Annotated in this window: 25 protein-coding genes; 3 read left to right on the top strand and 22 right to left on the bottom strand. The window is 55.5% G+C overall.

Annotation, left to right across the window (positions count from 1 at the left end):
* Nucleotides 1-98: 98 nt before the first annotated feature.
* The 4 genes from EY643_RS05315 to EY643_RS05300 all read right to left on the bottom strand — a co-directional run bounded on the left by EY643_RS05315 (nt 99) and on the right by EY643_RS05300 (nt 5,256).
* Entirely contained in the window at nt 99-1,694 is a 1,596-nt protein-coding gene (locus EY643_RS05315; RefSeq protein WP_152661217.1) for an isocitrate lyase, read from the bottom strand.
* A 162-nt stretch (nt 1,695-1,856) separates the two neighbouring features.
* Nucleotides 1,857-3,845 carry a multicopper oxidase family protein gene (locus tag EY643_RS05310; RefSeq protein ID WP_152661216.1) on the bottom strand — a complete coding sequence of 663 codons (1,989 nt, stop codon included), beginning with the start codon at nt 3,843-3,845 and terminating at the stop codon, nt 1,857-1,859.
* A 53-nt stretch (nt 3,846-3,898) separates the two neighbouring features.
* Nucleotides 3,899-4,213 carry a hypothetical protein gene (locus tag EY643_RS05305; protein WP_152661215.1) on the bottom strand — a complete coding sequence of 105 codons (315 nt, stop codon included), beginning with the start codon at nt 4,211-4,213 and terminating at the stop codon, nt 3,899-3,901.
* 71 nt (nt 4,214-4,284) lie between these two features.
* The gene (locus EY643_RS05300) at nt 4,285-5,256 is read right to left on the bottom strand and encodes a magnesium transporter CorA family protein (protein ID WP_152661214.1); all 972 of its coding nucleotides are present in this window, start codon (nt 5,254-5,256) and stop codon (nt 4,285-4,287) included.
* Nucleotides 5,257-5,443: 187 nt separating this feature from the next.
* Between EY643_RS05300 and EY643_RS05295 the strand changes: the two genes are divergently transcribed.
* Complete coding sequence (locus EY643_RS05295; RefSeq protein ID WP_152661213.1) at nt 5,444-6,307, top strand: mechanosensitive ion channel family protein; 864 nt, start codon at nt 5,444-5,446, stop codon at nt 6,305-6,307.
* 36 nt (nt 6,308-6,343) lie between these two features.
* Here EY643_RS05295 and EY643_RS05290 read toward each other — a convergent pair whose 3' ends face one another.
* Nucleotides 6,344-8,023: a class I adenylate-forming enzyme family protein gene (locus EY643_RS05290; protein WP_170287286.1), complete on the bottom strand. Its 1,680-nt coding sequence runs from the start codon at nt 8,021-8,023 to the stop codon at nt 6,344-6,346.
* A 166-nt stretch (nt 8,024-8,189) separates the two neighbouring features.
* Between EY643_RS05290 and EY643_RS05285 the strand changes: the two genes are divergently transcribed.
* The gene (locus tag EY643_RS05285; RefSeq protein ID WP_152661211.1) at nt 8,190-9,257 is read left to right on the top strand and encodes a helix-turn-helix domain-containing protein; all 1,068 of its coding nucleotides are present in this window, start codon (nt 8,190-8,192) and stop codon (nt 9,255-9,257) included.
* Nucleotides 9,258-9,376: 119 nt separating this feature from the next.
* Nucleotides 9,377-11,362, top strand: a complete 1,986-nt coding sequence (locus EY643_RS05280; RefSeq protein WP_152661210.1) for an SDR family oxidoreductase — start codon at nt 9,377-9,379, stop codon at nt 11,360-11,362.
* 25 nt (nt 11,363-11,387) lie between these two features.
* Here the strand turns inward: EY643_RS05280 and EY643_RS05275 are convergent, their stop codons facing one another.
* From EY643_RS05275 to hisS, 17 genes are all read right to left on the bottom strand, one after another.
* Nucleotides 11,388-11,837 (bottom strand): DUF3291 domain-containing protein, encoded by a 450-nt coding sequence (locus EY643_RS05275; protein ID WP_205743153.1) that lies wholly within the window; start codon nt 11,835-11,837, stop codon nt 11,388-11,390.
* Between the two features lie 50 nt (nt 11,838-11,887).
* Nucleotides 11,888-12,274, bottom strand: coding sequence for a DUF2306 domain-containing protein (locus EY643_RS05270; RefSeq protein WP_152661208.1), 387 nt, complete (start codon nt 12,272-12,274; stop codon nt 11,888-11,890).
* 86 nt (nt 12,275-12,360) lie between these two features.
* Nucleotides 12,361-13,554: a BamA/TamA family outer membrane protein gene (locus EY643_RS05265; protein WP_205743152.1), complete on the bottom strand. Its 1,194-nt coding sequence runs from the start codon at nt 13,552-13,554 to the stop codon at nt 12,361-12,363.
* 67 nt (nt 13,555-13,621) lie between these two features.
* Nucleotides 13,622-14,119 (bottom strand): hypothetical protein, encoded by a 498-nt coding sequence (locus EY643_RS05260; RefSeq protein ID WP_152661207.1) that lies wholly within the window; start codon nt 14,117-14,119, stop codon nt 13,622-13,624.
* A 94-nt stretch (nt 14,120-14,213) separates the two neighbouring features.
* The gene (locus EY643_RS05255; protein WP_240732827.1) at nt 14,214-14,669 is read right to left on the bottom strand and encodes a GNAT family N-acetyltransferase; all 456 of its coding nucleotides are present in this window, start codon (nt 14,667-14,669) and stop codon (nt 14,214-14,216) included.
* Between the two features lie 45 nt (nt 14,670-14,714).
* Nucleotides 14,715-15,953 (bottom strand): Nramp family divalent metal transporter, encoded by a 1,239-nt coding sequence (locus EY643_RS05250; RefSeq protein ID WP_205743151.1) that lies wholly within the window; start codon nt 15,951-15,953, stop codon nt 14,715-14,717.
* Entirely contained in the window at nt 15,943-17,007 is a 1,065-nt protein-coding gene (locus EY643_RS05245; protein WP_152661204.1) for a hypothetical protein, read from the bottom strand. The genes EY643_RS05250 and EY643_RS05245 overlap by 11 nt, the downstream gene beginning before the upstream one ends.
* Entirely contained in the window at nt 17,007-17,861 is an 855-nt protein-coding gene (locus tag EY643_RS05240) for an ABC transporter ATP-binding protein (protein WP_152661203.1), read from the bottom strand. Before EY643_RS05240 ends, EY643_RS05245 begins: the two co-directional genes overlap by 1 nt.
* Nucleotides 17,858-18,232, bottom strand: a complete 375-nt coding sequence (locus EY643_RS05235) for a GntR family transcriptional regulator (RefSeq protein WP_152661202.1) — start codon at nt 18,230-18,232, stop codon at nt 17,858-17,860. Before EY643_RS05235 ends, EY643_RS05240 begins: the two co-directional genes overlap by 4 nt.
* A gap of 14 nt (nt 18,233-18,246) precedes the next feature.
* Nucleotides 18,247-19,056: a GIN domain-containing protein gene (locus EY643_RS05230; protein ID WP_152661201.1), complete on the bottom strand. Its 810-nt coding sequence runs from the start codon at nt 19,054-19,056 to the stop codon at nt 18,247-18,249.
* A 15-nt stretch (nt 19,057-19,071) separates the two neighbouring features.
* On the bottom strand, nt 19,072-19,353 hold the full coding sequence (locus EY643_RS05225) for a hypothetical protein (RefSeq protein WP_152661200.1): 282 nt from the start codon (nt 19,351-19,353) through the stop codon (nt 19,072-19,074).
* A 10-nt stretch (nt 19,354-19,363) separates the two neighbouring features.
* Nucleotides 19,364-19,561, bottom strand: coding sequence for a hypothetical protein (locus EY643_RS05220; RefSeq protein ID WP_152661199.1), 198 nt, complete (start codon nt 19,559-19,561; stop codon nt 19,364-19,366).
* A 124-nt stretch (nt 19,562-19,685) separates the two neighbouring features.
* Complete coding sequence (locus EY643_RS05215) at nt 19,686-20,054, bottom strand: group III truncated hemoglobin (protein WP_152661198.1); 369 nt, start codon at nt 20,052-20,054, stop codon at nt 19,686-19,688.
* A 24-nt stretch (nt 20,055-20,078) separates the two neighbouring features.
* Nucleotides 20,079-21,500 carry a ribosome biogenesis GTPase Der gene (gene der / locus EY643_RS05210; protein ID WP_152661197.1) on the bottom strand — a complete coding sequence of 474 codons (1,422 nt, stop codon included), beginning with the start codon at nt 21,498-21,500 and terminating at the stop codon, nt 20,079-20,081.
* Nucleotides 21,500-22,675 carry an outer membrane protein assembly factor BamB gene (bamB, locus tag EY643_RS05205; protein ID WP_152661196.1) on the bottom strand — a complete coding sequence of 392 codons (1,176 nt, stop codon included), beginning with the start codon at nt 22,673-22,675 and terminating at the stop codon, nt 21,500-21,502. The genes der and bamB overlap by 1 nt, the downstream gene beginning before the upstream one ends.
* A 3-nt stretch (nt 22,676-22,678) precedes the next feature.
* Entirely contained in the window at nt 22,679-23,422 is a 744-nt protein-coding gene (locus EY643_RS05200) for a YfgM family protein (protein WP_152661195.1), read from the bottom strand.
* Between the two features lie 23 nt (nt 23,423-23,445).
* Entirely contained in the window at nt 23,446-24,732 is a 1,287-nt protein-coding gene (gene hisS, locus EY643_RS05195) for a histidine--tRNA ligase (RefSeq protein WP_152661194.1), read from the bottom strand.
* Nucleotides 24,733-24,753 lie beyond the last annotated feature (21 nt).

Here is a 24,753-nt window from a genome sequence, read left to right as displayed (position 1 = left end):
AACCAAGCCTACACTAATTTGCGACAGGTGAAATCGAAGTGAAATTCAGGCAAAAAAAAGGCGGGCTATCCAGCCCGCCTTTTTTGTCACACCGAGAATCAGCCGAACTGATTCATGGTGTTGTCTTTACCACCGGCCTTCAAGGCAGCGTCACCAGCAAAGTATTCTTTGTGGTCGTCGCCCATGTCTGAGCCAGCCATGTTCTGGTGCTTAACGCAGGCGATACCCTGACGGATTTCCTTGCGCTGTACGCCAGCCACGTAGCCCAGCATGCCTGCGTCACCGAAGTACTCTTTGGCCAGGTTGTCAGTAGACAGGGCCGCAGTGTGGTAGGTGGGCAGAGTGATCAGGTGGTGGAAGATACCCGCTTCGCGAGCAGCGTCCGCCTGGAAGGTACGGATCTTGTCGTCGGCCGCAGCAGCCAGTTCAGAGTCGTCGTAGTCGGCACTCATCAGCTGGTCACGGTCGTATGAAGATACGTCCTTACCTTCTTCAGTCCAGGCATCAAATACCTGCTGACGGAAGCTCAGGGTCCAGTTGAAGGACGGGCTGTTGTTGTATACAAGCTTGGCATTGGGGATGACTTCGCGGATGCGATTTACCATACCACCGATCTGGCCGATGTGAGGCTTCTCAGTCTCAATCCACAGCAGGTCAGCGCCATTCTGCAGCGAGGTGATGCTGTCCAGTACGCAGCGATCTTCACCTGTGCCCTTACGGAACTGATAAAGGTTGGAAGGCAGGCGCTTGGGACGAACCAGTTTGCCGTGGTGGTTGATGATCACGTCGCCGTGATTCATGTCACCGGGCTCGAGCTCATCAACGTCGAGGAAGCTGTTGTACTGGTCACCCAGATCACCCACTTCGTGAGTTACCGCGATTTGCTTGGTCAGGCCAGCACCCAGGGAATCGGTACGGGCAACGATGACGCCGTCTTCAACACCGAGTTCAAGGAAGGCATAACGTACGGCGCGGATCTTGGCGAGAAAGTCTTCGTGAGGAACAGTTACTTTACCGTCCTGGTGGCCACACTGCTTTTCGTCAGATACCTGGTTTTCCAGCTGGATAGCACAGGCACCGGCCTCGATCATCTTCTTGGCCAGCAGGTAGGTGGCTTCAGCGTTGCCGAAACCGGCATCGATGTCAGCAATGATGGGCACAACGTGTGTCTCGAAGTTGTCGATCTGGTTTTGCAGATCTTTCTGGGCAACTTCGTCGCCAGCTTCACGGGCATCGTCCAGGGCACGGAACAGACCGCCTAGTTCACGAGCGTCAGCCTGGCGAAGGAAGGTGTAGAGCTCTTCGATAAGGCCGGATACAGTTGTCTTCTCGTGCATAGACTGGTCAGGCAGCGGACCAAACTCGCTGCGCAGCGCGGCGATCATCCAGCCGGAGAGGTACAGGTACTTCTTGTCGGTGGTGTTGAAGTGCTTCTTAATGGAAATCAGCTTCTGCTGCCCAATGAAGCCGTGCCAGCAACCCAGAGACTGAGTGTACTTGGCGGGATCCGCATCGTACTCGTCCATGTCCTTACGCATAATGCCGGCGGTGTACCGGGCAATATCCAGACCGGTTTTGAATTTGTTTTGAGCGCGCATGCGAGCGGCAGATTCAGCGCTGATGCCGTCCCAGGGAGAGCCATTCTGGCTGCACAGCTGGGTGATGTCGTTGATGTCGTTCTGGAGGGTAGACATGTGAGTACCTCTGTTCGGTTGGGGACTAGGGATGGCGGGCGACCGAGGTCAGCCAGTCAGTGGTGGGAATAGTAGTCCCGGGATCAGCATAACTGAAATAGATAGTCGGGATTGTTGCTATTCATATTATGAATGCACAATCCCCCCTGGAGACGCCTGCTGTCAGAAGCGGAGTTTCACCCCCAGCGAGGCATCCACAGTGTCAGTATAGGCGGCCTCCGCCGAAATGCGCTCGTTGAAACGATATTCCACTCCCAGGTGGTATTCGCCTTCAGATTCCCACTCCCAGTGGGCCTGGACACGCTTGGTCAGCTGAAAATGAGTGTCAAATGCGACCTCTACATCCCCTTCGTCCGTCAGATAAAGATCCATATCGACCATCATCGGCAGCACATAGCGCAGCCCAAGCCGGTATTCGACATCTTCGCCAGCCTCTTTCTCCAGCCCCGCAAGGGCCTGGGTCCAACGGTTCAACCGGTACAGATACGCGAGGTCTCCGCGCTCCTCCTCCCAGTCCAGGCTCTGTGCCTCGAATTCGAATCGATGCCGTGCATTTGCAGTCCACCCTTCGGCCATACCGAGCTGGTTATGCAGCTTCAGTTCGGCGGCGAAATAGAAATCAGTGTCGCGAATGTCTGGACTGCTCTTTTTCGCCGCCATGAATTCGGGGTTGCCGTTGTAGTCACTGTAGCGAACAACTCGCGCCATACCGGTCTTGGCGTGATAGAGGTTGTGACAGTGGAAAAACCAGTCCTGCTCCTCGTTGGCCAGGAATTCGATTTCCACCGTCGCCAACGGGGGTACATCAACGGTGTGCTTCATAGGGCCCTTGCCGGCGGCCGTAATGACGCGGAAAAAGTGGCCGTGAAGATGCAGCGGGTGATGCATCATGGTTTCATTGATAAACCTGAAACGCACGGTTTCTCCCCGCTCCACCAGAATCTTGTCTGCCCTGGACAGCGGAATATTGTTGAACGACCAGTTGTAGGTTTCCATATTGCCGGTGAGCCGCAGGTCGATCGTGCGTGCCTCGGGGCCACCGGCGTAACGCTGCGCCTCCAGCGTATCCAGATCACTGTAGGCTAGCCTGCGCGGCCCCCCGTGGTGTATGTGATGATGGTCGTGCGCGCCGTCTCCTGTCATGTCGTGCCCACTGTGGCTGGCATACAGATCCGGCGGCGTCATCGGCTCGGCGTGGCGCGGCGCGCCGCGGCCAATCAGGATAGAGGCATAACCCGAGCCGTCCTGTGCGCTTGCTCGCAGTTCCGCTGCGCCGCTATCAGGTACAGCGATTTCGAGATCGTAGGTTTCAGCGACCGCGTGCAGCACTTCGTCCACTGGCACCGGTTTCACATCGAGACCATCTGCCGCAATCACTCGGCTATCGAGGCCGGCAGAGTGCAATAGAAAGTAAGTCGAGGCGCCGGCATTGATCAGGCGCAAGCGCACTCGCTCGCCCGGCAGCGCGTGCTCAAACAAGCGTATTTCCGGCTCACCATTGGCCAGAAATGCATCGTAGCCGACGTCGGCCACATCCATGGCGCCCATACGCGTCCAGCGGCTCTCCCACCAGTTGCCCATCGCCCCGCGCTGAAGATACCCCGCTATGCTGACAACACTGTCTTTCTTCAGCGCATAGTAGTGGCCGTCTTTCTTCAGGTTGTGCAGCACCTGGTGTGGGTCTTCATCAGTCCAGTCCTGCAGCACTACTACTGCTTCGGCTTGTCCACTCGATCCGCCGGGTGGCTCTACCACAATGCCACCGTGCACGCCGGACTGCTCCTGCAAGTCCGTGTGCGAGTGGTACCAATAGGTTCCGGCGTGTTTAAGTGGAAACTCGTACTCAAAGGTCTCGCCGGGGCCGATGGGCAGGCTGGACATATAGGGCACGCCGTCCTGGGCCGGCGGCAAGAGCAGGCCGTGCCAATGGATGGAGGAATCCACGTCAAGCTCATTGGTGACGCGTATCCGGGCGGTGTCGTCTTGTTTGAACCGCAAAACCGGGCCCGGGTAGCTGTCGTTGACTAACATGGCGGTGACTGGCTCACCGGATTTATTGAGGGCGCCGTAGCCAATCGTGAGCTCGTACTCAACCACGGCGGCATTGGCTGCACCGGCCACAAGGGCCAGCGCCAGAATCAGATATTTCATTGGTAACTCCCAGAGCGCGACATCACCGCGCGAAAACACACTAACGAGAAAGATCAGGCGTTCGGGGAATTGGGGGGATGATAGATATCGTCGATGGGGGCGGGCCGCTGACCCGGCGGCGATGAAGTAACGCTTACAATAAACCCATGCTGCAATGGCAGGGACACAGTCGGCAAGGCAACAGGACCAGGCGCTCGACAATCCTGGCAGTGATCGCAATCGACTGACGACGGTGTTGGCGCAAGCCCCTGCTCGTGACAGGGCAATTGCGCCACATCTACATCGGCGCAATCCATCGGTGACGCATAGGCCATGGACTGCAAAACAAGCAGTGCACAAAGCAGGAATTTACCGAGGGTTGCGTTCATTGTGCGAAGCCTAGCACCGGAGCCAGCCTGAAACCAGCCAGGCTTCAGGCCAATAATTGGGCAGATATGGCCTAGAACCAGCGAAAACGCCTGAAAACCGCCAACATGGCCAGCACGATCAATCCCATCACGCCGATGACCACGAAGTAGGCATATTTCCAGCCAAGTTCCGGCATATATTCGAAGTTCATGCCGTAGATACCTGCCACAAATGTCAGCGGGACAAACAATGCGGAAATTATCGTCAGTATCTTCATGGTCCGGTTCAGGTTGTGAGAACTCAATGAAATGTGCCCCTCTACCAGGTCACCACATAGTTCGTAGTACAATTGACACAGGCTACTCAATCTCTCGCAGCGGTCGTATAGGTCGCGCCGAATATGGTTAATCTCTCCTTCATCGCCCTCACCGAGGTGAGGGCTGCCCACTCGATAGATCTGCTCTGCCATCACTCGGTGATAATTGAATACTCGCTTTAGCCTGCGCAGCCTCGAGCGATAAATCACCAGTTTCCGCATACCTTCTTCAGACTGCTCGGACAGCAAGCCATCTTCAAGATCCGCAAGCTGGTCTTCGAAATCCAGCAACTTCTCCAGATAGCGTCCGCAAGCATAGTGAATGATCTTGAGTGCAAGCACGCCTGGTTGTTGCAGCAGCCCTGACTGCAATTCGATATCCCAGTGATGAGATACGCTGATAGACGTCCCCCGGTGATACGTAATGAGGTGCCGAGAGCCGATCCAGAGCCCGATCTGCTGTGGTTCCAGTTCGAGTGAGTCATCGAGGCTGGAAATCCCCCGAAACAGGACAAACGTACTATCTTTGAACTGCTCTATCTTGGGAGGATGCCGGGCGCGAAAGCTATCGTTAATCGCCAGCTCATCACATTGCATGGAACTCAATATCTGGCGAACGTCTTCAGAAGGAGCACTCTCGAGATCGAGCCATAGATAGCAGTCAGGGCGATCTCGCCACTGCTCTACCAACTCCAACCCACCGGTTTCATATTCCCCGGCTTGCGAGAGTAGCATCGCGCGATCCATAGTTATCCTCCAGGTTCGGTTATCAAACAAGTATAAGCTACTGGCACTAGAACACCTGACACTGATAAAACCTAGCGATATTCTGATAAATCACGCCGATATTTAGCTATTCTATAAGATAGAACATTTGCCTCGATTAACCCCGCGTTTACCAAGGCATGCAACGAGAAAAATTCGAACAGAAAGGATGAGTGAATTGAAAGAAATAATGGACATCACACTCCTCGACATAGGCGAGAGCGGCCTGACTATTGGAGAACTGTTATCTGTCGCCGCACTTGTATTGCTTGGTGCATTCCTCATCGTCTGGAGCGGTCGAATTATCCGGGAAAAACTAGGGCGCAAAAAAGTAAATGCGGACCTACTGCAAGTAATCTCAAGGGCCTACATCATTCTGGGATTCGTCGTGCTCAGCGCCATCGCACTGGACATTCTAGGTATTCCGCTCGCTGCTTTTGCGTTCGTCTCCGGCGCAATAGCGATCGGGGTCGGCTTCGGTGCCCAGAACATCATCAACAATTTCATCAGCGGCTGGATCCTGATGTGGGAGCGGCCAATCCGTATAGATGACTTCCTCGAGATAGGTGATGTCCGCGGTAACGTTGAATCTATAAATACCCGCTCAACCTGCATAAGACGCGTCGACGGAGTGAGACTGCTGGTACCCAATAGTTACCTGTTAGAAAACACGGTGACCAACTGGACCCTGATAGACAAGCTTGTGCGCACTTCGGTGCGCGTAGGAGTGGAGTACGGTTCCGACGTTAATTTAGTCACCGAGCTGCTAAAACAGGCGGCAGAAGAACATACCGACGTTTTGAAAGAACCCGGGTATGCAGTGCTGTTCGATGACTTTGGCGACAGTTCTTTGATCTTCGAACTCAACGTGTGGGCACTGGCCACCGCAGAAAGAGGCTTGCGGTTGATCAGAAGCGATCTCCGCTATCGCATAGACGCCCTGTTCAGGGCGAACAATGTAGTGATTTCTTACCCCCAGCGCGATGTGCATGTGGACGGGACAATCATTGTGGACCGGGGCCAGGCTAGCTAGATCGGCCGGAGGTAAGTCGCTCTAAATGGCGGCCACTCAGCGCTCCGGCAAGCCTTCCTTGATCTCGCGTTTCAGCAATTTGTTGGCCGCGTTTCGGGGGAGCGGCTGGTCACTGATAAACACCTGGCTCGGCGCCTTGAATGCGGCAAGTCGCGCCGCGGCAAAATCGATCAAATCCTGCTCTGATGCGGCAGATTTCGGATGCAGATGCGCCACGGCTACCACCCGCTCGCCCCAGCGCTCGTGGGGCAAGCCTACAACCGCTACCTCCTTGACAGCAGGATGCTCGAGCAGCTCGTTCTCAATTTCAATAGGGTAGATGTTCTCACCCCCGCGGATAATCATGTCCTTGGCGCGATCCGCCAGGTAAATAAGACCGTCCTCGTCGAAGTAGCCAATGTCCCCGGTGCGCATCCAGCCGTCTTCAAAATCACTGGCGTTGGCGTCCGGGCGGTTCCAGTATTCCTTGATCACCGTGACACCGCGTACCCATATCTCGCCGGCATCACCCTGAGGCAGGTCGGCACCTGCTTCATCGCGAATACGGAATTCCATTACCGGGTGGGGAAAGCCTGAGGTACCGGGATTATCGCGAAATGCCCGACCAGTCAGTGAGGAGCCCTGCGCATTGGTTTCCGTCATGCCATACCCCGTTCCACTGAAATTCTGCGGCATTTTTTCGTTCAGCAATGAGCGTATGCGCGGCGGAGTTGCAGCACCGCCGACACCCAGTGAGAACAGGCTGCTGGTATCAGTCGTATCGAAACCCTCGGCCTCCAGCAGGTCGAGCGCCATGGAAGGCGCGGCGGCCAAGGTCGTTACTCGCTCTTGCTCTATATACTGAAGCGCGCGATCCACGTCCCACTTGTACATCATCACGATACGTCGACCACCGCGCAGATTAACCAGGAACTGAGCGTGACAGCCGCTGACATGAAAAAGAGGTACCGCCAGCAGTGACGTGGGCTCGTGCCCGCGCTCCAGCATGGCGGTAATCAAATCGCCGTTGGTCATAGCCGCAGCGATGGCAAAACATTCAATGTTATACACCGCCTGGCACAGGGCTCGGTGCGTGGAAGCGGCCCCCTTTGGCTTACCGCTGGTACCAGAGGTATACATTATCAGGGCCAGGTCATCGCCGTCGATGTCCACATGGGCCGGTTGTTTACCCGCATATGCCGCAACGAAACTCGGGAGTCCAGCGGGATCATTGGCATCGGCTGGTCGAGCAATCAAAACCTGCACGCCGGCGTCTTGCAGCAAGGTTCCCGCCGCATCGGCTCGCTGCTGATCGCAAATCGCCAGTTTTGCGCCGGCATCTGTGACGGCAAAGTGAACGTCGGCAGGGCTCCCCCAGCTATTGATCGGCACGACAACCGCACCGATGGCGGTCACGGCAATGAACGCCGACATCCATTCCGGGTAATTCCGCATAGCCAGAGCAACGCGGTCGCCCTTGCCAACGCCGGCACCCTGTAGCGCCGCGCCCAACGCATCAGCTTCATCCAGCAATTGGTTGAAAGTGCGCCGCTCCCCTTCATAGATCAGGAATTCACGATCACCATGGTCGCGGGCAACATAGAGAGCCTCTCTCAGATTGACCGGTGCATTGGCATAGTAACTGAGGCCCTGCGCATCTGTAGCTATCTCCCAGGGAGCTCCGGGGCCAATGAGCTGTGCCAGAGCAGCGTCGAATTCCTGTTTTAGTTCAGACATCAGTGTGTTCTCGATAGGTTTACAGTTAGGCATAGTCTAGCCTTCGACCGGGTTTCAGCCATTGGCGAGAATTCGCAATTATCAGAGACGGGATTTTGCACCAGAGTTGAGCGCTTGCCCACGCCACCCACAACAGTAGAATGGGCTCAGTTCAGGAGTTCATCCCGTGGCGGACACCATTCCCCTAAAATATGCCCAGTCGTTGCTCAGGCTGGCGCCCGTGCCCCGTGACCAGTTGCGCGCGCAACTGACAGCGGCCAACCTTCCACTGGCCCTGCTGGAAACACAGGCAGTACCTGGGGCGGTGATACCTGTGGAAGACTACGGCCGCCTGTTTATCCACCTGGTGCACCAACTACAGGACTACATACCCGAAAACGCCATGGACCCGGAAGATACGCGCTTGTTCAGCGCCTACCGGATGATGTTTCAGGCCATGCTACACGCGCGCGACCTCCGCCAGGCCCTGCAGCGAGCATCCGTTTATTTCCGGCGCATGCAATCCACCGGCGAGACCTTTGCCATAGAGGAGGACGGTGATCTGGTCTGGTGTCGGTTTGTTTTCGATGATGCCACCGACCGCTCGCTGGTCGCCCCCGAGAACTTCAGCATGGAAAGCCTGCACTGGCTGCCGGGAATGACTGGCAGAATCCTCTCCATGGCCATGTGGCACCGGGTATGCGGCTGGTTCATAGGCAGCTTCATTGATCTGCACGCAGTGGAAATGCGCGAAGCCCCGGAGGATGGCAAGGACTACAGCGAGGTGTTCGGCCAGCCCGTGAAATTTGGCACCCACCACGACGCCTGGGCGTTCCACAGCCGCTATCTCGATTTCCCGATAGTCCAGGGAGAGCCGTCGCTGGAAACCATGCTGGCTACCTACCCGGCCGAACTGTTTCGAATCAGCCCCGAAGACCACAGCCTTGCGATTCGTATTCGCCACCTGATTGGGAGCGATTTCCAGCGCGCTATGCCGACGCTACAGGACGTTGCCGAACGCATCCATATGACCACCCCTACCCTGCACCGGCGCCTGAAAGAGGAAGGCACGTCCTTTCAGCAACTAAAGGATCAATGTCGACGCGATGCCGCTATCAACTTCCTGGCCAGCGGTGAGTACACCACTGCCGAACTGGCCGAACTGCTGGGCTTTTCCGACAGCAGCACCTTCCACCGGGCCTTCAAAAAATGGACCGGACTGACCCCTCAGGACTACCGCACACAGCACTGCTGATCAGTGCCTCCGGGGGCGTGAAAATTCCTGCCCCTACCGATTGCAAAAAGCCGCAATTGTGAGATTTCCCAGAGCGCCTAGAATTACCTGACTCTTACACATATTCAGGAGCGTGTCCCATGGCTTACTTCATTACTGGCGGTACCGGTTTCATTGGCAAGTTCTTCATCGAGAAGCTCATTGAGCGCGAAGGCGACATCTACGTCCTGACCCGCGCGGGCTCCAGGCAGAAGTTCGAGGAACTCCAGCAGCGCTTCGGCGAAAACGGCAATCGCCTGATTCCCGTAGAAGGCGACCTGCGCGAGCCGCTGCTAGGCCTGGATGAGGCCACCATCGCCGAGCTGAAAGGCGGCATCACGCACTTCTGCCACCTTGCGGCGATCTACGACCTGTCTGCCTCGGCCGAATCCCAGATCAAGACCAACATAGAGGGTACACGCCACGCGATCCAGTTGGCCGAGGCCCTGAACAGCGGCTGCTTCCAACACGTCAGCTCAATTGCTGCTGGCGGCATGTATGAGGGCACCTTCCGCGAGGACATGTTTGAAGAAGCGGAAAAACTGGAACACCCTTATTTTGCCACCAAGCACGATTCGGAAGGGCTGGTACGCAGCGAATGCAAAATCCCCTGGCGTATCTATCGCCCAGCCATGGTCGTGGGCCACTCCCAAACGGGTGAAATAGACAAGATCGACGGCGCCTACTATTTCTTCAAGAGCCTGCAGAAACTCCGCAACGTCTTACCGCCATGGTTCCCGCTAATCGGTATTGAAGGCGGTAAGTTCAATGTCGTGCCCGTGGACTATGTTGTAGATGCCATGGATCACATTGCCCACCTGGATGATATGGACGGGCGCTGCTTCCACCTGACCGACCCTGAACACCATACTATGGGCAATATGCTGAACATCTTTGCCGATGCCGGCCACACGCCCCGTTTCAACATGCGTCTGGATACCCGCATGTTTGGCTTCATTCCCAGGATCGTGCGCGACACGCTGGCAAGCCTGCCACCTATCAAGCGCATCATTAACACCGTATTGGCAGATATGGGACTGCCTGATTCCGTCACCATGTTCACCAACTTCCCGACACGCTACGACAACCGGGATACCGAGCGCGCCCTGAAGGGAACGGGCATCAAGTGCCCGGAATTGCGAGACTACGCGCCAGTGATCTGGGACTACTGGGAACGCAATCTGGATCCGGATCTGTTTGTAGATCATTCACTTGAAGGGAACGCCGGCGGCAAGATCGTACTGATCACGGGCGCATCTTCCGGCATCGGAAAAAACTCGGCCATTCGTTTGGCAGAGGCTGGCGCACACGTGCTGCTGGTTGCACGCACCGCTGAGAAGCTGCAGGAAACAGCAGACGAAATTGCCCAGCTGGGCGGGCTGGCGACAATTTACCAGGCAGACGTTTCCAATCTGGAAGATTGTGACCGCCTCGCCGCCGAGGTACTCGCTGCGCATGGCCATGTCGACATCCTGATCAACAACGCCGGCCGCTCAATTCGCCGCTCACTGGAGCTGTCCTACGACCGCTTCCACGACTTCGAGCGCACCATGCAGGTGAACTACTTTGGCGCCATACGCCTGACGATGGCCCTCCTACCTTCCATGGCCGAGCGCAAGTCCGGCCATGTAATCAATATGTCGTCCATCGCCGCCCTGTCGCCCAGTCCTCGCTTCTCAGCTTACGTGGCATCGAAGAGCGCATTGGATGCCTGGACCAAGGCTGCTGCGGTTGAATACTCCGACCTGAATGTCCGCTTCACCACCATCAACATGCCACTGGTACGCACGCCAATGATATCGGCAACCTCCGTCTACGATTCAATGCCCGTGCTCACACCTGATGAAGCGACTGATATGGTTGTGGAAGCAGTGGTCAAGAAGCCCAAGCGGATTGCTACCAATCTGGGGATCTTCCTGCAGGTTCAGAATGCGTTGGCTCCCCGCGTTTCTGAAGTCATCATGAACATTGTGTTCCGTATGTTCAATGACTCCGCCGCGGCTCGCGGAGACAGTAAGCCGGAGAAGGTTGAAGCCTCGAACGAGCAAGTGGCGCTGGCAGCGCTGATGAAAGGTGTGCACTTCTAAACCGAAAGCACGGCGCAAGGTACCTCTAAACCGGTGGGCCGAATGATTTGGCAAAGGTAAACGCCACCTCACTCGGCCCATTGGCTTGCAGGTATTCCAGCTTCTCCCTGCCCTCCTCCACGGAAGGCAAGTGCCCCTCAGGCACCCACCACAACGCCTGATGTGGCTGACGCACTTTCTCAAACCAGGCATCTCTATCCTGAATCAACTCGACGTGAAGCGATTTGTAGACGAAAGCCTTCAGCGAATCCAGGCCATCCCAAACGCTCACATTCACCAGCAATAGTGGATCATCAAATGCCTGTATCGCTGTAGCATCGCCCTCCTCCGTCTGCAGCCTCCAGACAAACCCGGGAAATCTATCCGCGACGCTATTGATTTCATCCAGCCGATCCATGAACCCCTTCATAGTCTCGCTGTCGCGAGTATCGCGTGAGTGGGCAATATTGATCTGCGCTAAATGACATTTACTCAAGATTTCTGCCCTTTACGTACTTCAACACGGCTCAAGAATACCTCAGCTCTCTATCCAAAAATCAATCCATACATGTAGCGGCCTGGCACAAACGTGAAGCCCCCTGCTATTAGTATTGCACCGATATAGAGCGACCACATTATCCGTTGGTGTCGTTTTACATTGCCCTGCCTAATGGCGAAGAGTGCTGTCGGCACCGACCAGATAGTCAAAAAGCTAAATAGATGGATGTAACCAAAGTGACCCAGGAAAGTAGGACCGACTTTATTGGCCATGAACAAGGTAGTAGTTGCAGTGATCATCATAAGGCTCATGTAGATTTTTCCAAGACTACGATGAACCATCCCGCCTTTTGGTCTCAACAACAAAAACGCACCGATGAAGAAACAGGGTATAACCGTACCCAGATGGAAAAACATCAGGTTTTCATAGTGCATATCGACGATTACCTGTACTCAAGCGAGTTTTCTCTGATCCCTTAGGGTGAACTCTACATCGAGCCGCTGTGTTCTGATACGTCGCGCTACCAGGCTGACCCCACCTGAATATACCAAACCGTATCTTCCGGGCCACGCGCGACGTCAATACCCACATGCATTCCGTACTGGCGTGCAATCTGATATCGGAAACCCGCCCCGCGACTGACCAGGCTGGACGAGCCGAACAACTCGTCGCTGTCGTTTTCAATCCAGCCCGCGCCGGCAAAGGCGAGAGCGCTCCAGCGAGGAGTAAATTGCCATGTCACTTCGCCTTCGATCACAGCGACATTTTCAGCCTGGTAACGCGCGGCGGGAATACCGCGCATATCAAGGGCCGGCATCGCAAAAGGTGGCAGAGGGTCGTCACTGTCGACACTCTCACCGCCAAGGCGTACAGCGCCACGCCAATACTCACTGAACTTGAAGTAATTCAGGCCCTCGAACTCCCAGCGATCATAATCTATATCACTGCCGATACTATCGCGGTAGGCGAGATAATCCAGCGTGTAAGCAAAGCCCTTGGTTGGGGAAAATATGTTGTCACGCAAGTCGAATTCCAGCTCGAAACCAACACCGGAGGTAGTCACATCGGCGGACAGCAGATCAGTTAAGCCGTCGACAACATCATCTGGTATGTTCGGCGGAAAAATATCAGCGAGGCCACCGGGAGACAACTCGGCTTCAATATATGTCTGGGTAGGACCAAGAAACAGAGGCAGTTCTCCCAAGCGGAATTTCAGAGTGTTGGACACAAACAGCGCTTCTGTTTTCAGGGAGATGGGCTTAGGCAGCACCACATCCCCTATGCTGTAATAGTCGAGGTTGATATCTCCGTAGCCAGCGCCGCCCTGGTAGCGGATGCGCCCCTCCCGGTAAAAGCCAAAATGCCCGCCGCCGAGCATCCAGGACTCGTTGCCTGTGTAGGCAGCCGCCACTGCAGACACGCTCGGAGGCAAGAGATATCGCGTGGGCGTTTCCGACTCCGCCATCATCTTCTTGCGCTCAGCGGCAGCTTCCTCATCCTCGTGGAAGAACATCCCCATCAGGCCAAGCCCCTGATCTACTGCAGGCTCCGAGATGATGATGGGTACAGGTAGAAATCCGAAGGCGTTTTCCGACAGGTAGCCAGACATGTCGAATTTGCCGTCAAAGGGATCAGTAAACTGGCTTGCTGCAGCTGGAGCTGCGAGAAACCCCAGCAAAATGCCGGGGAGTGAATATAGTCGGTAACGTTTCATATCCATCAACATTAAAGTGTAGCGTGTGAAGAGAGCTTCGTACTGGCGAACCGCCGCTACCATTTTCTCATTCCCAGTTAAGCCCAGTAGCCGTTGCTCTAAAAAACCCAAGAGACATATTGCCATTTTTGAGAGAGAACTTTACCCAGTAGACATCCGAATCTTCTGAATCTCGAGCGAAGGTGACAGTGTGACACTCAACTGCCTTTGAGTCACAGATAGCAAACTCATGCTTTTGATTAGTTGGATTCGAACGGCTCTGCCCTCTGAATTGAAAAATGTTTTCCAAACCAGAAGTCAGCATAGCCCGCTCACTACCCGCTGATTCGGGCACTACCGATACTAACGTCTCTGGCTGCGCAGCCACTTGAATAAGCTCAGTAATGGTAAGCTGCCTGACAACGGCAAAACTTATCCCTACCATCAATACCACCAACCCTGCAAAAATAGCCTGTTGCTTCTTTCCCACAAACCATAAATATAGCGCGACGCTGCCGGCGATCGCGAAAGCGGCAAACGCGGAGAAAACATACACTTTGAAGCTTGCTTGAAGGAACTCCAGCACGTCCTGCCCTACTGCTCTGGTAACGCCAAAATTTTTCCCAGGCCCCGAGGCCACCGCTCACTCATACACATCCAGATAGAATTCAAGATGCCTATTATTCCCTGCTGAGGCTCATTTCTACCATCGATGGCCTGAAACCAAGCTTCTCGTACGCTTTGATGGCCGATCTATTCAGGGCATAAACATCAAGATAGAAATTCTGCACACTCCGCTGTTCACACCAACTTATCAGCTGCTCTATCAGCATGGAATTTATACCCTGACCGCGATGTTTTGGTGAGACGTACATGAAGCCCAGATAAGCGTGCTGAGCATGCTTGAGAGAAGCCTTTGAACTTCTTATTTGAGCATACCCGGTGGCAACGATTTCATTGTCAGTTTCGGCGAGTAACAGTTGAGAATCGCGATCTGAGATTAAGCTCTCAATGTCATAGTACGTGGTAGGCTCGCTCTTGATGGCACTGTTGTAGGGTCTTTCAGCCTCAATAACGCGCTGCTCAAACTCGCGCAGCAGCGCCAGGTCACTATCTATTGCTTCTCTAAAAACCAAAATGAGCTTTCCCAGTTATCCCGGAGACCGGCGATATCTTTATCGTCATAGTAGTACCTGATATAGCTTTAAGCCGCCAAGCCCCAGTGTAACCAGAACAACTATCGCTCCCAATAAGTTACTCCACAGGCGATTACAGTACTCACCCATAGCGGCCTTGCGATTCACCATCAACAACAGAAAGATCGCACACACCGGCAACAAAAAGCCATTGGCTGCCTGCGCAAAGAGTATAGCTGCAAGGGGTTTAGTACCAATCACAGCGAAGAAGGTGCCACACAGCAGCACCGCCAGCCAGATACTGCGGAACTTCCAGGAAGCGAGACTGGTGTCCCATCCCATGGCCCCGCTCACCGCGTAAGCTGCTGCAAGTGGCGCGGCCACTGCGCTGCTGAGCCCTGCGGCGAACAGGCCAAGCGCAAAGAAGTAGCGCGAAGCGGAGCCGAGCAAAGGTTCCAATTGCACGGCGATGTTGGCGGCACTGATCGCCATACCCGAGCCGAAAAACGCCGCCGCCGCTGTCGTCAGTATGGCCAGCGTAATCAAGCCACCGAGGCCAATCGAAAGCCCGGTGTCCACCCGCGCAGCGCGCAGGGAATCGTCCAGGGCTTCAGAATCGGGCCACTTTTCCTGCACGGCACTGGAGTGCAGGAACAAATTGTAGGGGACCACGGTGGTTCCGATCAGTGCGATCGCAGTGAGCAGGCTGCCCTCTGGTAGGCTCGGCCGCAGCAGGCCGCCAAAGAATTCATTCAATGAGGGACGCACCATGATGAACGTTAAAAGGAAAACAGTACTCATCAGCAGCACGAGCAGGATCAATACGCCTTCGATCATCTTGTAACGACCGCTAAACAGCAGTGCAGCTGAAGCAGCACCCACCAGTAGTGACCAGACCCAGCCGTCTATACCGCTGAGACCTTGCAGCCCAAGTGCGGCGCCTGTGATATTGCCCGCTTCATATGCAGCGTTGCCGATGCCAACAGCGGCGACAACGAGAATAACAGCGGCAGTCCCATACCAGTGGCCTGCAAAGGTTTCACGCAGTGCCTGCGCGAGGCCCATGCGAGTGACAAGCCCCAGGCGAGCTGACATCTCCTGGAGCACAGCAGTCGCGATGATGGAGAACAGCAGCGCCCAGAGAAGAGCGTAGCCAAAGCTCGCACCGGCCACGCTGGCGGTAGTGACCGTACCCGGGCCGATAAAGGCCGCAGTAACAAGAAGCCCCGGGCCAAACGGTCCGGGGCTTCTTGGTTTTGCTGTACTCGTGAAATCAGATTTCAAATCGATAGCGCCGCAAATACACTGATCCTACAACAGCGGCGACCGCGAACGCCAGCCCCGCAAACAGGCTGAGGTAGTTGATCTGGTTCCAGAAACCGGAGTGGAAGTAAAACCCCACGACACTTTCACCGCCGATGTAGTGAGGCACGTGATTCTTGACCGCTGTGCCGACGTAATCAGTACCCAGCAACAGGCCTTCGATAAAGATCAGCGCTATGACCGGTGCAACTGCTGTCAGGAAGGGTGACCTCTTGGCAAAGGCAGATGCCAGCATCAAATAGGCATAAACGGGAGCGACCCACAGCGCTGTCAGTAACCAGCCGCCCAGCTGCTGCACAAGCAAACTGCCAAACTCAATATTGCCCAGAACTGCGTCGAAAGGATCTTTGTCCATTTGCCACACGAGCAGCATGGCCAGCAACACAAACACCATTTGCAGGAGCAGCGACACTGCGATGTAAATCGCCGGCACAAGCAGTAAGGCCATACCCATGCGTACAAGCACCTCTTCCCACTCAGACACTGGCATGGACTTCCAGAACAGGATTGTCCGGTCCTTGCGATCGTTATACAGGCAGCACAGAAGGTAACTCACCGTAATCACGATCAGCACAATCAGCATCAGTCCATGCACAACATTCAGGGCAGGGTTGAGGCTCCCTACTTCGTCAACATCCCAATCTACCTGGTCGTCCTCAGCGCCACTTTCAAAACGCCACTCGCGAGAAAAATTCCACTCTTCTCCACTGTTGGGGTCATCAGCTGTGACTTCGCTGGCCATGATTTCAACGTGGTCGACATGGCCTGAATGACGATCGTCGTCATCATCCAGATTGATCGTGATCACAGGGCTGACGCCTTCATCCGCCGACAGTAATATATTGAAAACCTCATCACCCATCGCTGTAATTCGGCCAGCGAGCAGAACACTGGCCAGCATCAGTACGGAGAGCACGCCCGCTATCGCTAGTGGTGTGATAATCATTGAAACGCGAAATTCCTGCAGTTCGCGCTGCACCAGGGTAAAAATACGCTGTGAATCAATAGAAGCCATTACTTTTCTCCCCCCATTATCGCCACGAACAGATCTGCAATCGACGGCGTCCGCAGCTTGCCGAGAGGCTCAAGCGAAGCGCGATCAACGTCTTCGTAGATAATCGACTTACCGCCGAGTATGCTCTGAGCCCCCAGGTGAGGAATACCCATAGCGCGCTCAGCATCTTCGCCCACCGCATCCAGTTGCACGAAGTCTTCATCGATGGACTCCATGGAACGGGAGAGCACCATTTTACCGTGGTCGATAAAGCTGACGTCCGTAAGAATATGCTGCACCTCTTCCACCTGGTGGGTAGAAATAATAATCGTGCGTTCACCGTCGTAGTAGTCAGAAATCAGCTGCTCGAAGAAGCGCTTGCGAAACAGGATATCCAGGCCCAAGGTTGGTTCGTCAAGAATCAGCAGCTTCGCGTCGATTGCCATCACCATAGCCAGGTGCAGTTGCACCATCATGCCTTTGGAGAGATCGCGAATCCTGCGGTTCAGACCCACGTCGGTATCCCTGAGGAAGGCCTCTGCCTGGCTGCGATCAAAACGCGGATGGATACCGGAGACGTAGTCCAGCAATTGGATGACCTTCATCCAGCGCGGCAATACCGCCGTGTCCGCGATAAAGCAGACCTGCTCCATCAGTTTCGCGCGGTCCCGGAGCGGATGACAGCCGAGTACATCCAACTCGCCATCGTATTTGCACAGGCCCAACAAGGAACGCAATAAAGTCGTTTTGCCTGCTCCGTTAGGCCCAATCAACCCCACGACAGATCCGGACTCAACTTTAAAGTCTGCGCCGTCCACTGCCCTGAGGTCACCGAAGCGGCGGGTCAGCCCCCTGGCCTCGATTATCGTACTCATTGTGATTCTCCCCCTGAGGCGAGCAGCAGGTCTACCACTTCCTGCAACTCAAGACCGAGAACGCGCGCCCGATCCAAAAACGCGGGCACCTCCTCGTCAATAAACTGTTGTTTTTCATTGCTGGTAAGCGCCTTGGCGGCACCTTCCTTTACAAACATGCCCAGACCGCGGCGCTTCTCCAGCAGGCCTGCGTCTACCAGTTCCTGATAGGCCTTGCCTACGGTCAGGTGATTGATCTGATAGTCAGACGCCACCTGGCGAACCGAGGGCACCGCATCCCCTTCCGGAAAACTGCCATCCATAATGCGCTCAGCGACCAGGTCGCGGAGCTGGCGGTAGATGGGCTGCTTGTCATTCCATTCGACTGTCACGGGAAATCTCCGGATCAGTTTCTGCGGTTAAGATCGCCAGAGCCGATCACATTGCTATCGATCTCCGGGTCGCCACTATAGTGCACATCGCCGCTGCCAATAATGTTCACTTCCATTACTTTCACTTCACCAATTCTGGCGTCGCCGGAGCCCACAATATTGATTTCAGCGTAATCAAAATCGACCGGTGACATATTGATAGCACCGCCGCCGATAATGCTCATCTCTATGGTAGAAGCTTTCCCCATAGAAGATCCGACCTTGATATCACCCGAACCGCTGACGACCGACTCGACAACATCCAGCTGAACATCACCAAGGCCGATATCACCGGACCCGGCCACCAGCAAACTGAGCGAAGGCGCTTTTACCTCCGCCACCTTGAGGTCGCCAGAGCCCTCCACCGTCAGCTCGAGATCATCGGCAGTGATTGAAAAAGCCTTGATATCGCCCGAACCATTAACATTTAACTCGATTTCGGCAACGACCAGGGGCTTCACATAGACATCGCCGCTACCGTTCAGCGTCACCTCATCGAGGTCCGGCAAGGTGAGCTTATATTTAAGATCGTCATAGTCGTGCTTATCGCGACGCTTGGCAGCGCCCAATATCAGTGTGCGCCCGTCGAGGTAGAACGGCTTACGTTCGAGATCCTCACGTTCGCCACGGACTTGCAGCTCGACGACATCACCCTGGCTAATCTCTACCTCGACGTCGCCCAACACCTCCACGCCGTCGGCAATGAGCTCAGTAACGGTAATGGTGTCTGCGCTCGCCATCGAGGTTATCAACAGCGCTGCGGGAATCATTGAATATTTGATCATGCTTGTTCTCCGAAATCAGGCAGCGGTACGGTCGTCACCGCCACCAGAGAGTAGTTCAGCCAGCAAAGCGGCCGGCACAAAAAATAGAATGCTCAGGATGCCGATACCCAGAGCGCGAGCTATACCACTGAGAGAGAGGCCCTCCCCCTGGCCAGCCATCTGGTGGGTCAGGTTCAGCTCCAGACAATCCTGCAGTTGCACCAGAGCGACATGCCCCGGCGCAACCTGACCGGCCTGTGACTGAAGGAATACGACAGCCGCCAGCAGCAGGACAAATACGGAAAGATAACGCCACATCGTCCTGCTCCTACATCCGGCGCGCGTGGCGCACAGGACTGAACCTTGCCAGTACTTCCAGCAGCACTGCTGCTGGCAGAAACGCCCATAAGGCTGTAACGCCCATTCCCAGAATACTGAGCATGGCGCAGATGATCAGCAGACCAGCGTGCACAACGCCGCGCTTATCGCCTCTGGCAAATACCTGTCGCCGTGGTTTGATGCTCATTTTTCCCTACCTCACTGAATTGGTGTTATAGGTAACTATATCACTAGTTTTGTATATCGCAAGAAAACTTATACAGAAAATTACTAACTGCAATAAATTCAATGAGTTAAGAAGAAAAGAAACGCTAGAATTCGAGCCCTTGTTCCATATTAGCTGCTATAGCACCTGCTATACGGCGGGCTTTTTCCGTGTATTGACCGGTAAAATGCGTGTCCAGCGTGGCCTCGAAATGGGCCAGCCAGCGGGCGAAGTCAGGGCCCGCCAGGCTGCGTTTGCCGTGGAGCTGGCGGTGAATGTTCATAGTATGACGCTGGTAACCACGCTCTCCCAGCAGCAACTTGCACCAATAGTCTTTGATATGAGGTAAGTGCACATCCAGGTCGATAGCGGCGACATCAAGGAAAATGGGGCCCAGTTCAGGGTCCGCCAGCACTTGCTGGTAAAACAGCTCCACGAACTGTTCTACATTTTCCCTGCTATCCAGATCCGGCATAGTCCGCCCGTTCACCCGAAAAGGTTACTTCTTCTTTTTCTTTTTCTTCTTTTCGGCTTTTTTGACATGTGACATCAGGCGCCGCTTGCGCTGCACCTGACGCTGGGTGAGCTTGTTACGCTTCTCAGCGTAGGGGTTCTCAGAGGTGCGAAATTCGATGCGTACCGGGGTGCCCACCAGCTCCAGTTCACGACGGTATATTTTTTCCAGATAGCGCTGGTAACTCGCAGGCACCTTACCGGTCTGGTTGCCATGAATGATGATCAGGGGAGGATTCTGGCCTCCCGCATGAGCGTAACGCAGCTTGGGGCGCCGGCCGTTGATCATTGGAGGATTGTGGTCAAACACTGCGTCTTCAAGAATACGCGTCAGTACATTAGTGCTGAGTTTGCGAGTGGACGATTCAAAGGCCGCATTGATCGACTTGTACAAGTGACCCACGCCAGTGCCGTGCAGGGCGGAGATAAAGTGGGTATCGGCATATTCGGCAAAAACCAGACGGCGATTTAACTCGGACTTGATCCAATCGCGCTGGTCAGGCTCTACCCCATCCCACTTGTTAACCGCGAGTACCAGGCCCCTGCCCTTTTCGATACAGTGGCCAAGCAAGTGCATATCCTGCTCAACCAGACCTTCATGGGCATCCATCACCAGAATCACCACATGAGCATCGTCGATAGCCTTGAGCGTTTTGACGATGGAGAACTTTTCCACCGTTTCCTTAACGTTCTTGCGGCGCCTGACACCCGCCGTATCAATCAGGGTGTAATCCTTGTCATCGCGCTGGTAGTCGATATAAATACTGTCGCGGGTTGTCCCTGGCTGGTCAAATACCACGACCCGGTCTTCCCCTAGCAGGCGATTCACCAGTGTCGATTTGCCGACATTCGGTCGGCCAACCACGGCTACCCGAGTTGAGCGGTAGTAATCCTCGTCTTCCTCGCGGGGATCTTCAGGCGGAAACTCGACCAGAACTTCTTCGATCATCTGGCGAACGCCGCGACCATGGCTCGCGGCGATTGAGAACATGGAGCTGACACCCAGCGAATAGAAATCGCTGGTAGCGACGTCCTCGTTAATACCATCGATCTTGTTCACGACAAGATGAAAGGGCTTGTTTCGCTGACGCAGGTAGCGCGCGAGGCTATCATCTGCCGCGTTCAGTCCCTCTCTGGCGTCCACCAGGAAAAGAACAGCGTCTGCTTCTTCGATAGCGGCCTGAGACTGGCCGGCCATCTCATGATCAATTCCCTCTTCATCACCACTAATACCGCCGGTATCGATTACCACGTAGGGTTGGTCGCCAAGGCGAGCCTCGCCATACTTGCGATCGCGGGTCAGGCCCGGAAAGTCGGCCACCAGCGCATCCCGACTGCGGGTAAGCTGGTTGAACAAGGTAGATTTGCCGACATTGGGGCGCCCCACGAGGGCGATAACGGGGATCATCAGTTCTTCGCTTGAACCTCTAGGGCGGTCAATTTGCCCTTGTTGGTGTAAACATATAGTCGGTTGCCGTCTGCCAGCATATCCGCACGGGCACCGCCTCCGCCCAACTTGGTGCGACCGACGAATTCGCCGTCGACCTGGGAAACGAGGTGCAGCACCCCTTCAAAATCCGTTACTGCCACATAACTGCTGACCGGCGTGGGACGAGACAGTTCGCGGAAGGAAAGTGCATCCTGCTGCCAACGCAGCCCCTGGCCATTGCGCAGGTATGCGCTCAGGGTGCCATCGTCATCGGTGACATAGACATTGCCGAAGCCCTGCGAGACACCCGCAAAAGAGGAGACATCTTTCTGCCAGACCTTGCGCCCGGAAGCAGCATCGATCGCTACCACACGACCCTGATAACTGGCCGCGTAGAGCTCGCTACCGATCAAGGCCATGGTGCCGTCCACATCGACGATACGTTCGATCTCGGAACGACCCTGGGAAATAGCCACACGTACTTCCCAGTCGATCGCGCCAGTATCGGCATCAAAGGCCAGGACACGACCGCTGGCAAAGCCGGCGTAAACCGTATTGTTGTTGAGAATGGGCGTGCTGGTGCCGCGAATAGTCAGCACCGGTACGTTGCTGTCGTAGGCCCAGAGACGCTCGCCAGTGGCAAAATCCAGCCCCTGCAACTTGCCGTCGTAAGTCTGGGCGACAACAACTCTGCCGTTACCCTGGGGCGGCGCCAGAACCTCGCCCTGCAGGCGCGTTGACCAGAGAACTTCACCATTGCTCGCACTCAGCTTGAGTACAGAGCCATCGGAACTGCCGACCAACAAGGCATCGCCATATACGCCGACGCCGCCAGAGAGCGAAGTATCAAGATCCGCCTTCCATTGCTGCTTGCCGCTAGACAATGAAACAGCCTTGACCTCACCGTCGGCGGAGGCGGCGTAAATGGTGCCACTGTCGATGACGGGCTGGAGTTTATACAGCCCTTTGCCCTGGCCGTTGCCGACACCCACCGACCAGAGTTTCTTGATTTTGACTGACTGCTCGATGTCGAACAGCTCCGCGGGTTCGCGCGGATCGTCATCGTCAGTCTCGAACCAGCCTTTGACGGTACTGCAGCCACTGAGGACAACGGACATCAGTAGCGCAGCGATCCAAAGCTTATTGCCTCGCATAGCTTACTCCTGTGCCTCAGTAGCTTCCGTGGTTTCAGTGGGGTCCTGCGCGACTGGCGCGACGGGTGCAACCGCCTCAATATCACGCGGCATCACCGGGCTCAGGCTCTGCAGTTTCTGCTGCACCAGACTGAGACTCACTTGGCCGCCCCCACTCTGTGCGGCCAGGCTCAGGGCCTGAGTATAGGCAGCGCGCGCTTCTTCCTCGTTGCCTTCCAGCATGGCGATATCGCCACGAGCCACCGCGTAAGAGGCCTCGTGGGCGCCTGCATCGGTGCCGTCAAGTATGGACTTCGCCTGAGCAGTGTCGCCGTTGGAGGCGAGAACGCGTGCCAGGCGCAACTGGGCAAGCTGGTATACCTCGCTGCCTTTGTCAGCGCGGCCAAGCACCCAGCGCAGTTGCGCCTCAGCCTCTGCCATATCTCCCCGCACTGCCGCCAGGCGCGCCAGATGCAGGCCGGCAAATTCAGCATACGTGCTGCGGCTGTGCTCAGTCTTGATTTCACGGGCCATTGTGATGGCGGTCTGCTGCCCCTCGGCATCCGAGATCTGCGCCATTTCCTGCAGCAGCGCCTGGTAACGTTCCGAGGCTGCTGCGGCTTCATCCGCGGTGTACTTCTGCCAGCCTTGCCAACCAAAGCCAACACCCAGGGCCACAATGACCGAAACGATGATGGAACGACCATTCTCATCCCACCACTTTTTCAGCGCTTCAACCTGTTCTTCTTCTGTGCGGTACTGATCCACTTCTGTTACTTCCTCTACCTATTTCACCCGGCAAACAATGTGCGCAGGGTCTGTTCCAGTTCGTCCAGCGGCACTGCCTGCTGGGTGATTTGCTCTTTGTCTTCGGCCCGCAGGGCCTTCAGGCTCACAGTGCCCGCGGCTACTTCGTCCTCACCCCAGATCAGGGCGACCCGTGCGCCGGACTTGTCGGCCTTTTTCATCTGGCTTTTAAAACTGCCACCACCCGTGTGTTGCACGATTCTCAGCGCGCTGGCGCTATCGCGCAGGCGCTCGGTAGCAGCAACGGCCTGACGCTGTGCGTCATCACCAAAGCTGACAACGTATATGTCCGCCTGGGCATTGGCGCCCGGCAGAGTGTCACAGGCTTCCAGCAATAACACCAGCCGTTCCAAACCCATGGCGAAACCTACGCCGGGAACAGCCTTACCACCGAGTTGCTCAACAAGGCCATCATAACGGCCACCACCACAGACAGTGCCCTGGGCTCCAAGCTGGTCAGTCACCCACTCAAACACGGTCTTGTTGTAGTAATCGAGCCCACGCACCAGACGCTGGTTCACGGTGTAAGGCACACCCGCAGCATCGAGCAGCTCACACAGGCGAGCGAAATCTGCCTGCGACTCCTCGTCAAGAAAATCGCCAAGCGCAGGCGCGCCGTCCAACAACGCCTGGGTATCCGGATTCTTACTATCCAGAATCCGCAGTGGATTGCTGTCGAGCCGGCGCTGGCTGTCTTCATCCAACTGCTCAGCGCGCTCGCGCAGATACACTACCAGTGCATCTTTGTAAGCCTGCCGCGCATCAGCACTGCCGATCGAATTCAGCTGCAGCTCAACATGCTCGGCCACACCCAGGTCACGCCAGAGACGCGCCGTCAGCAGAATCATCTCTGCATCCATATCGGGGCTGGCAATGCCAAATGCCTCGGCACCTACCTGGTGAAACTGGCGCTGGCGCCCTTTCTGAGGGCGCTCGTAGCGAAACATCGGGCCTGTGTACCACAGCCGCTGGGCCATATTGAGCAAGCCGTGCTGAATCGCCGCACGCACGCAGCCTGCGGTACCTTCAGGGCGCAAGGTCAGGCTGTCTTCACTGCGATCCTCGAAGGTGTACATTTCCTTCTCAACGATGTCAGTGACCTCACCCACGCCCCGGCGGAACAGATCTGTCCGCTCCACGATCGGCATCCGAATCTCGCTATAGCCATAGCCGGACATCAACTGCCGGATCACAGTTTCGATGTACTGCCAGTAGGGGGTCTCATCCGGCAGGATGTCATTCATCCCGCGGACGGCTCTGATCGTACTCACACGTATTCCTTATTCAGGGCG

This window comes from Halioglobus maricola (assembly GCF_009388985.1).
Lineage (GTDB): Bacteria > Pseudomonadota > Gammaproteobacteria > Pseudomonadales > Halieaceae > Halioglobus > Halioglobus maricola.
This window is presented reverse-complemented; position numbering and strand designations above follow the sequence as displayed.

Bases quoted from the DNA above. Each gene is read 5' to 3' on its own strand.
- bamB (WP_152661196.1), bottom strand. From the start codon at position 22,675: ATGCGAGGCAATAAGCTTTGGATCGCTGCGCTACTGATGTCCGTTGTC.
- EY643_RS05280 (WP_152661210.1), top strand. From the start codon at position 9,377: ATGGCTTACTTCATTACTGGCGGTACCGGTTTCATTGGCAAGTTCTTC.
- EY643_RS05305 (WP_152661215.1), bottom strand. From the start codon at position 4,213: ATGAACGCAACCCTCGGTAAATTCCTGCTTTGTGCACTGCTTGTTTTG.
- EY643_RS05300 (WP_152661214.1), bottom strand. From the start codon at position 5,256: ATGGATCGCGCGATGCTACTCTCGCAAGCCGGGGAATATGAAACCGGT.
- EY643_RS05295 (WP_152661213.1), top strand. From the start codon at position 5,444: ATGAGTGAATTGAAAGAAATAATGGACATCACACTCCTCGACATAGGC.
- EY643_RS05230 (WP_152661201.1), bottom strand. From the start codon at position 19,056: ATGATCAAATATTCAATGATTCCCGCAGCGCTGTTGATAACCTCGATG.
- EY643_RS05265 (WP_205743152.1), bottom strand. From the start codon at position 13,554: ATGAAACGTTACCGACTATATTCACTCCCCGGCATTTTGCTGGGGTTT.
- EY643_RS05225 (WP_152661200.1), bottom strand. From the start codon at position 19,353: ATGTGGCGTTATCTTTCCGTATTTGTCCTGCTGCTGGCGGCTGTCGTA.
- EY643_RS05240 (WP_152661203.1), bottom strand. From the start codon at position 17,861: ATGAGTACGATAATCGAGGCCAGGGGGCTGACCCGCCGCTTCGGTGAC.
- EY643_RS05215 (WP_152661198.1), bottom strand. From the start codon at position 20,054: ATGCCGGATCTGGATAGCAGGGAAAATGTAGAACAGTTCGTGGAGCTG.
- EY643_RS05220 (WP_152661199.1), bottom strand. From the start codon at position 19,561: ATGAGCATCAAACCACGGCGACAGGTATTTGCCAGAGGCGATAAGCGC.
- EY643_RS05290 (WP_170287286.1), bottom strand. From the start codon at position 8,023: ATGTCTGAACTAAAACAGGAATTCGACGCTGCTCTGGCACAGCTCATT.
- der (WP_152661197.1), bottom strand. From the start codon at position 21,500: ATGATCCCCGTTATCGCCCTCGTGGGGCGCCCCAATGTCGGCAAATCT.
- EY643_RS05245 (WP_152661204.1), bottom strand. From the start codon at position 17,007: ATGGCTTCTATTGATTCACAGCGTATTTTTACCCTGGTGCAGCGCGAA.
- EY643_RS05310 (WP_152661216.1), bottom strand. From the start codon at position 3,845: ATGAAATATCTGATTCTGGCGCTGGCCCTTGTGGCCGGTGCAGCCAAT.
- EY643_RS05270 (WP_152661208.1), bottom strand. From the start codon at position 12,274: ATGCACTATGAAAACCTGATGTTTTTCCATCTGGGTACGGTTATACCC.
- EY643_RS05315 (WP_152661217.1), bottom strand. From the start codon at position 1,694: ATGTCTACCCTCCAGAACGACATCAACGACATCACCCAGCTGTGCAGC.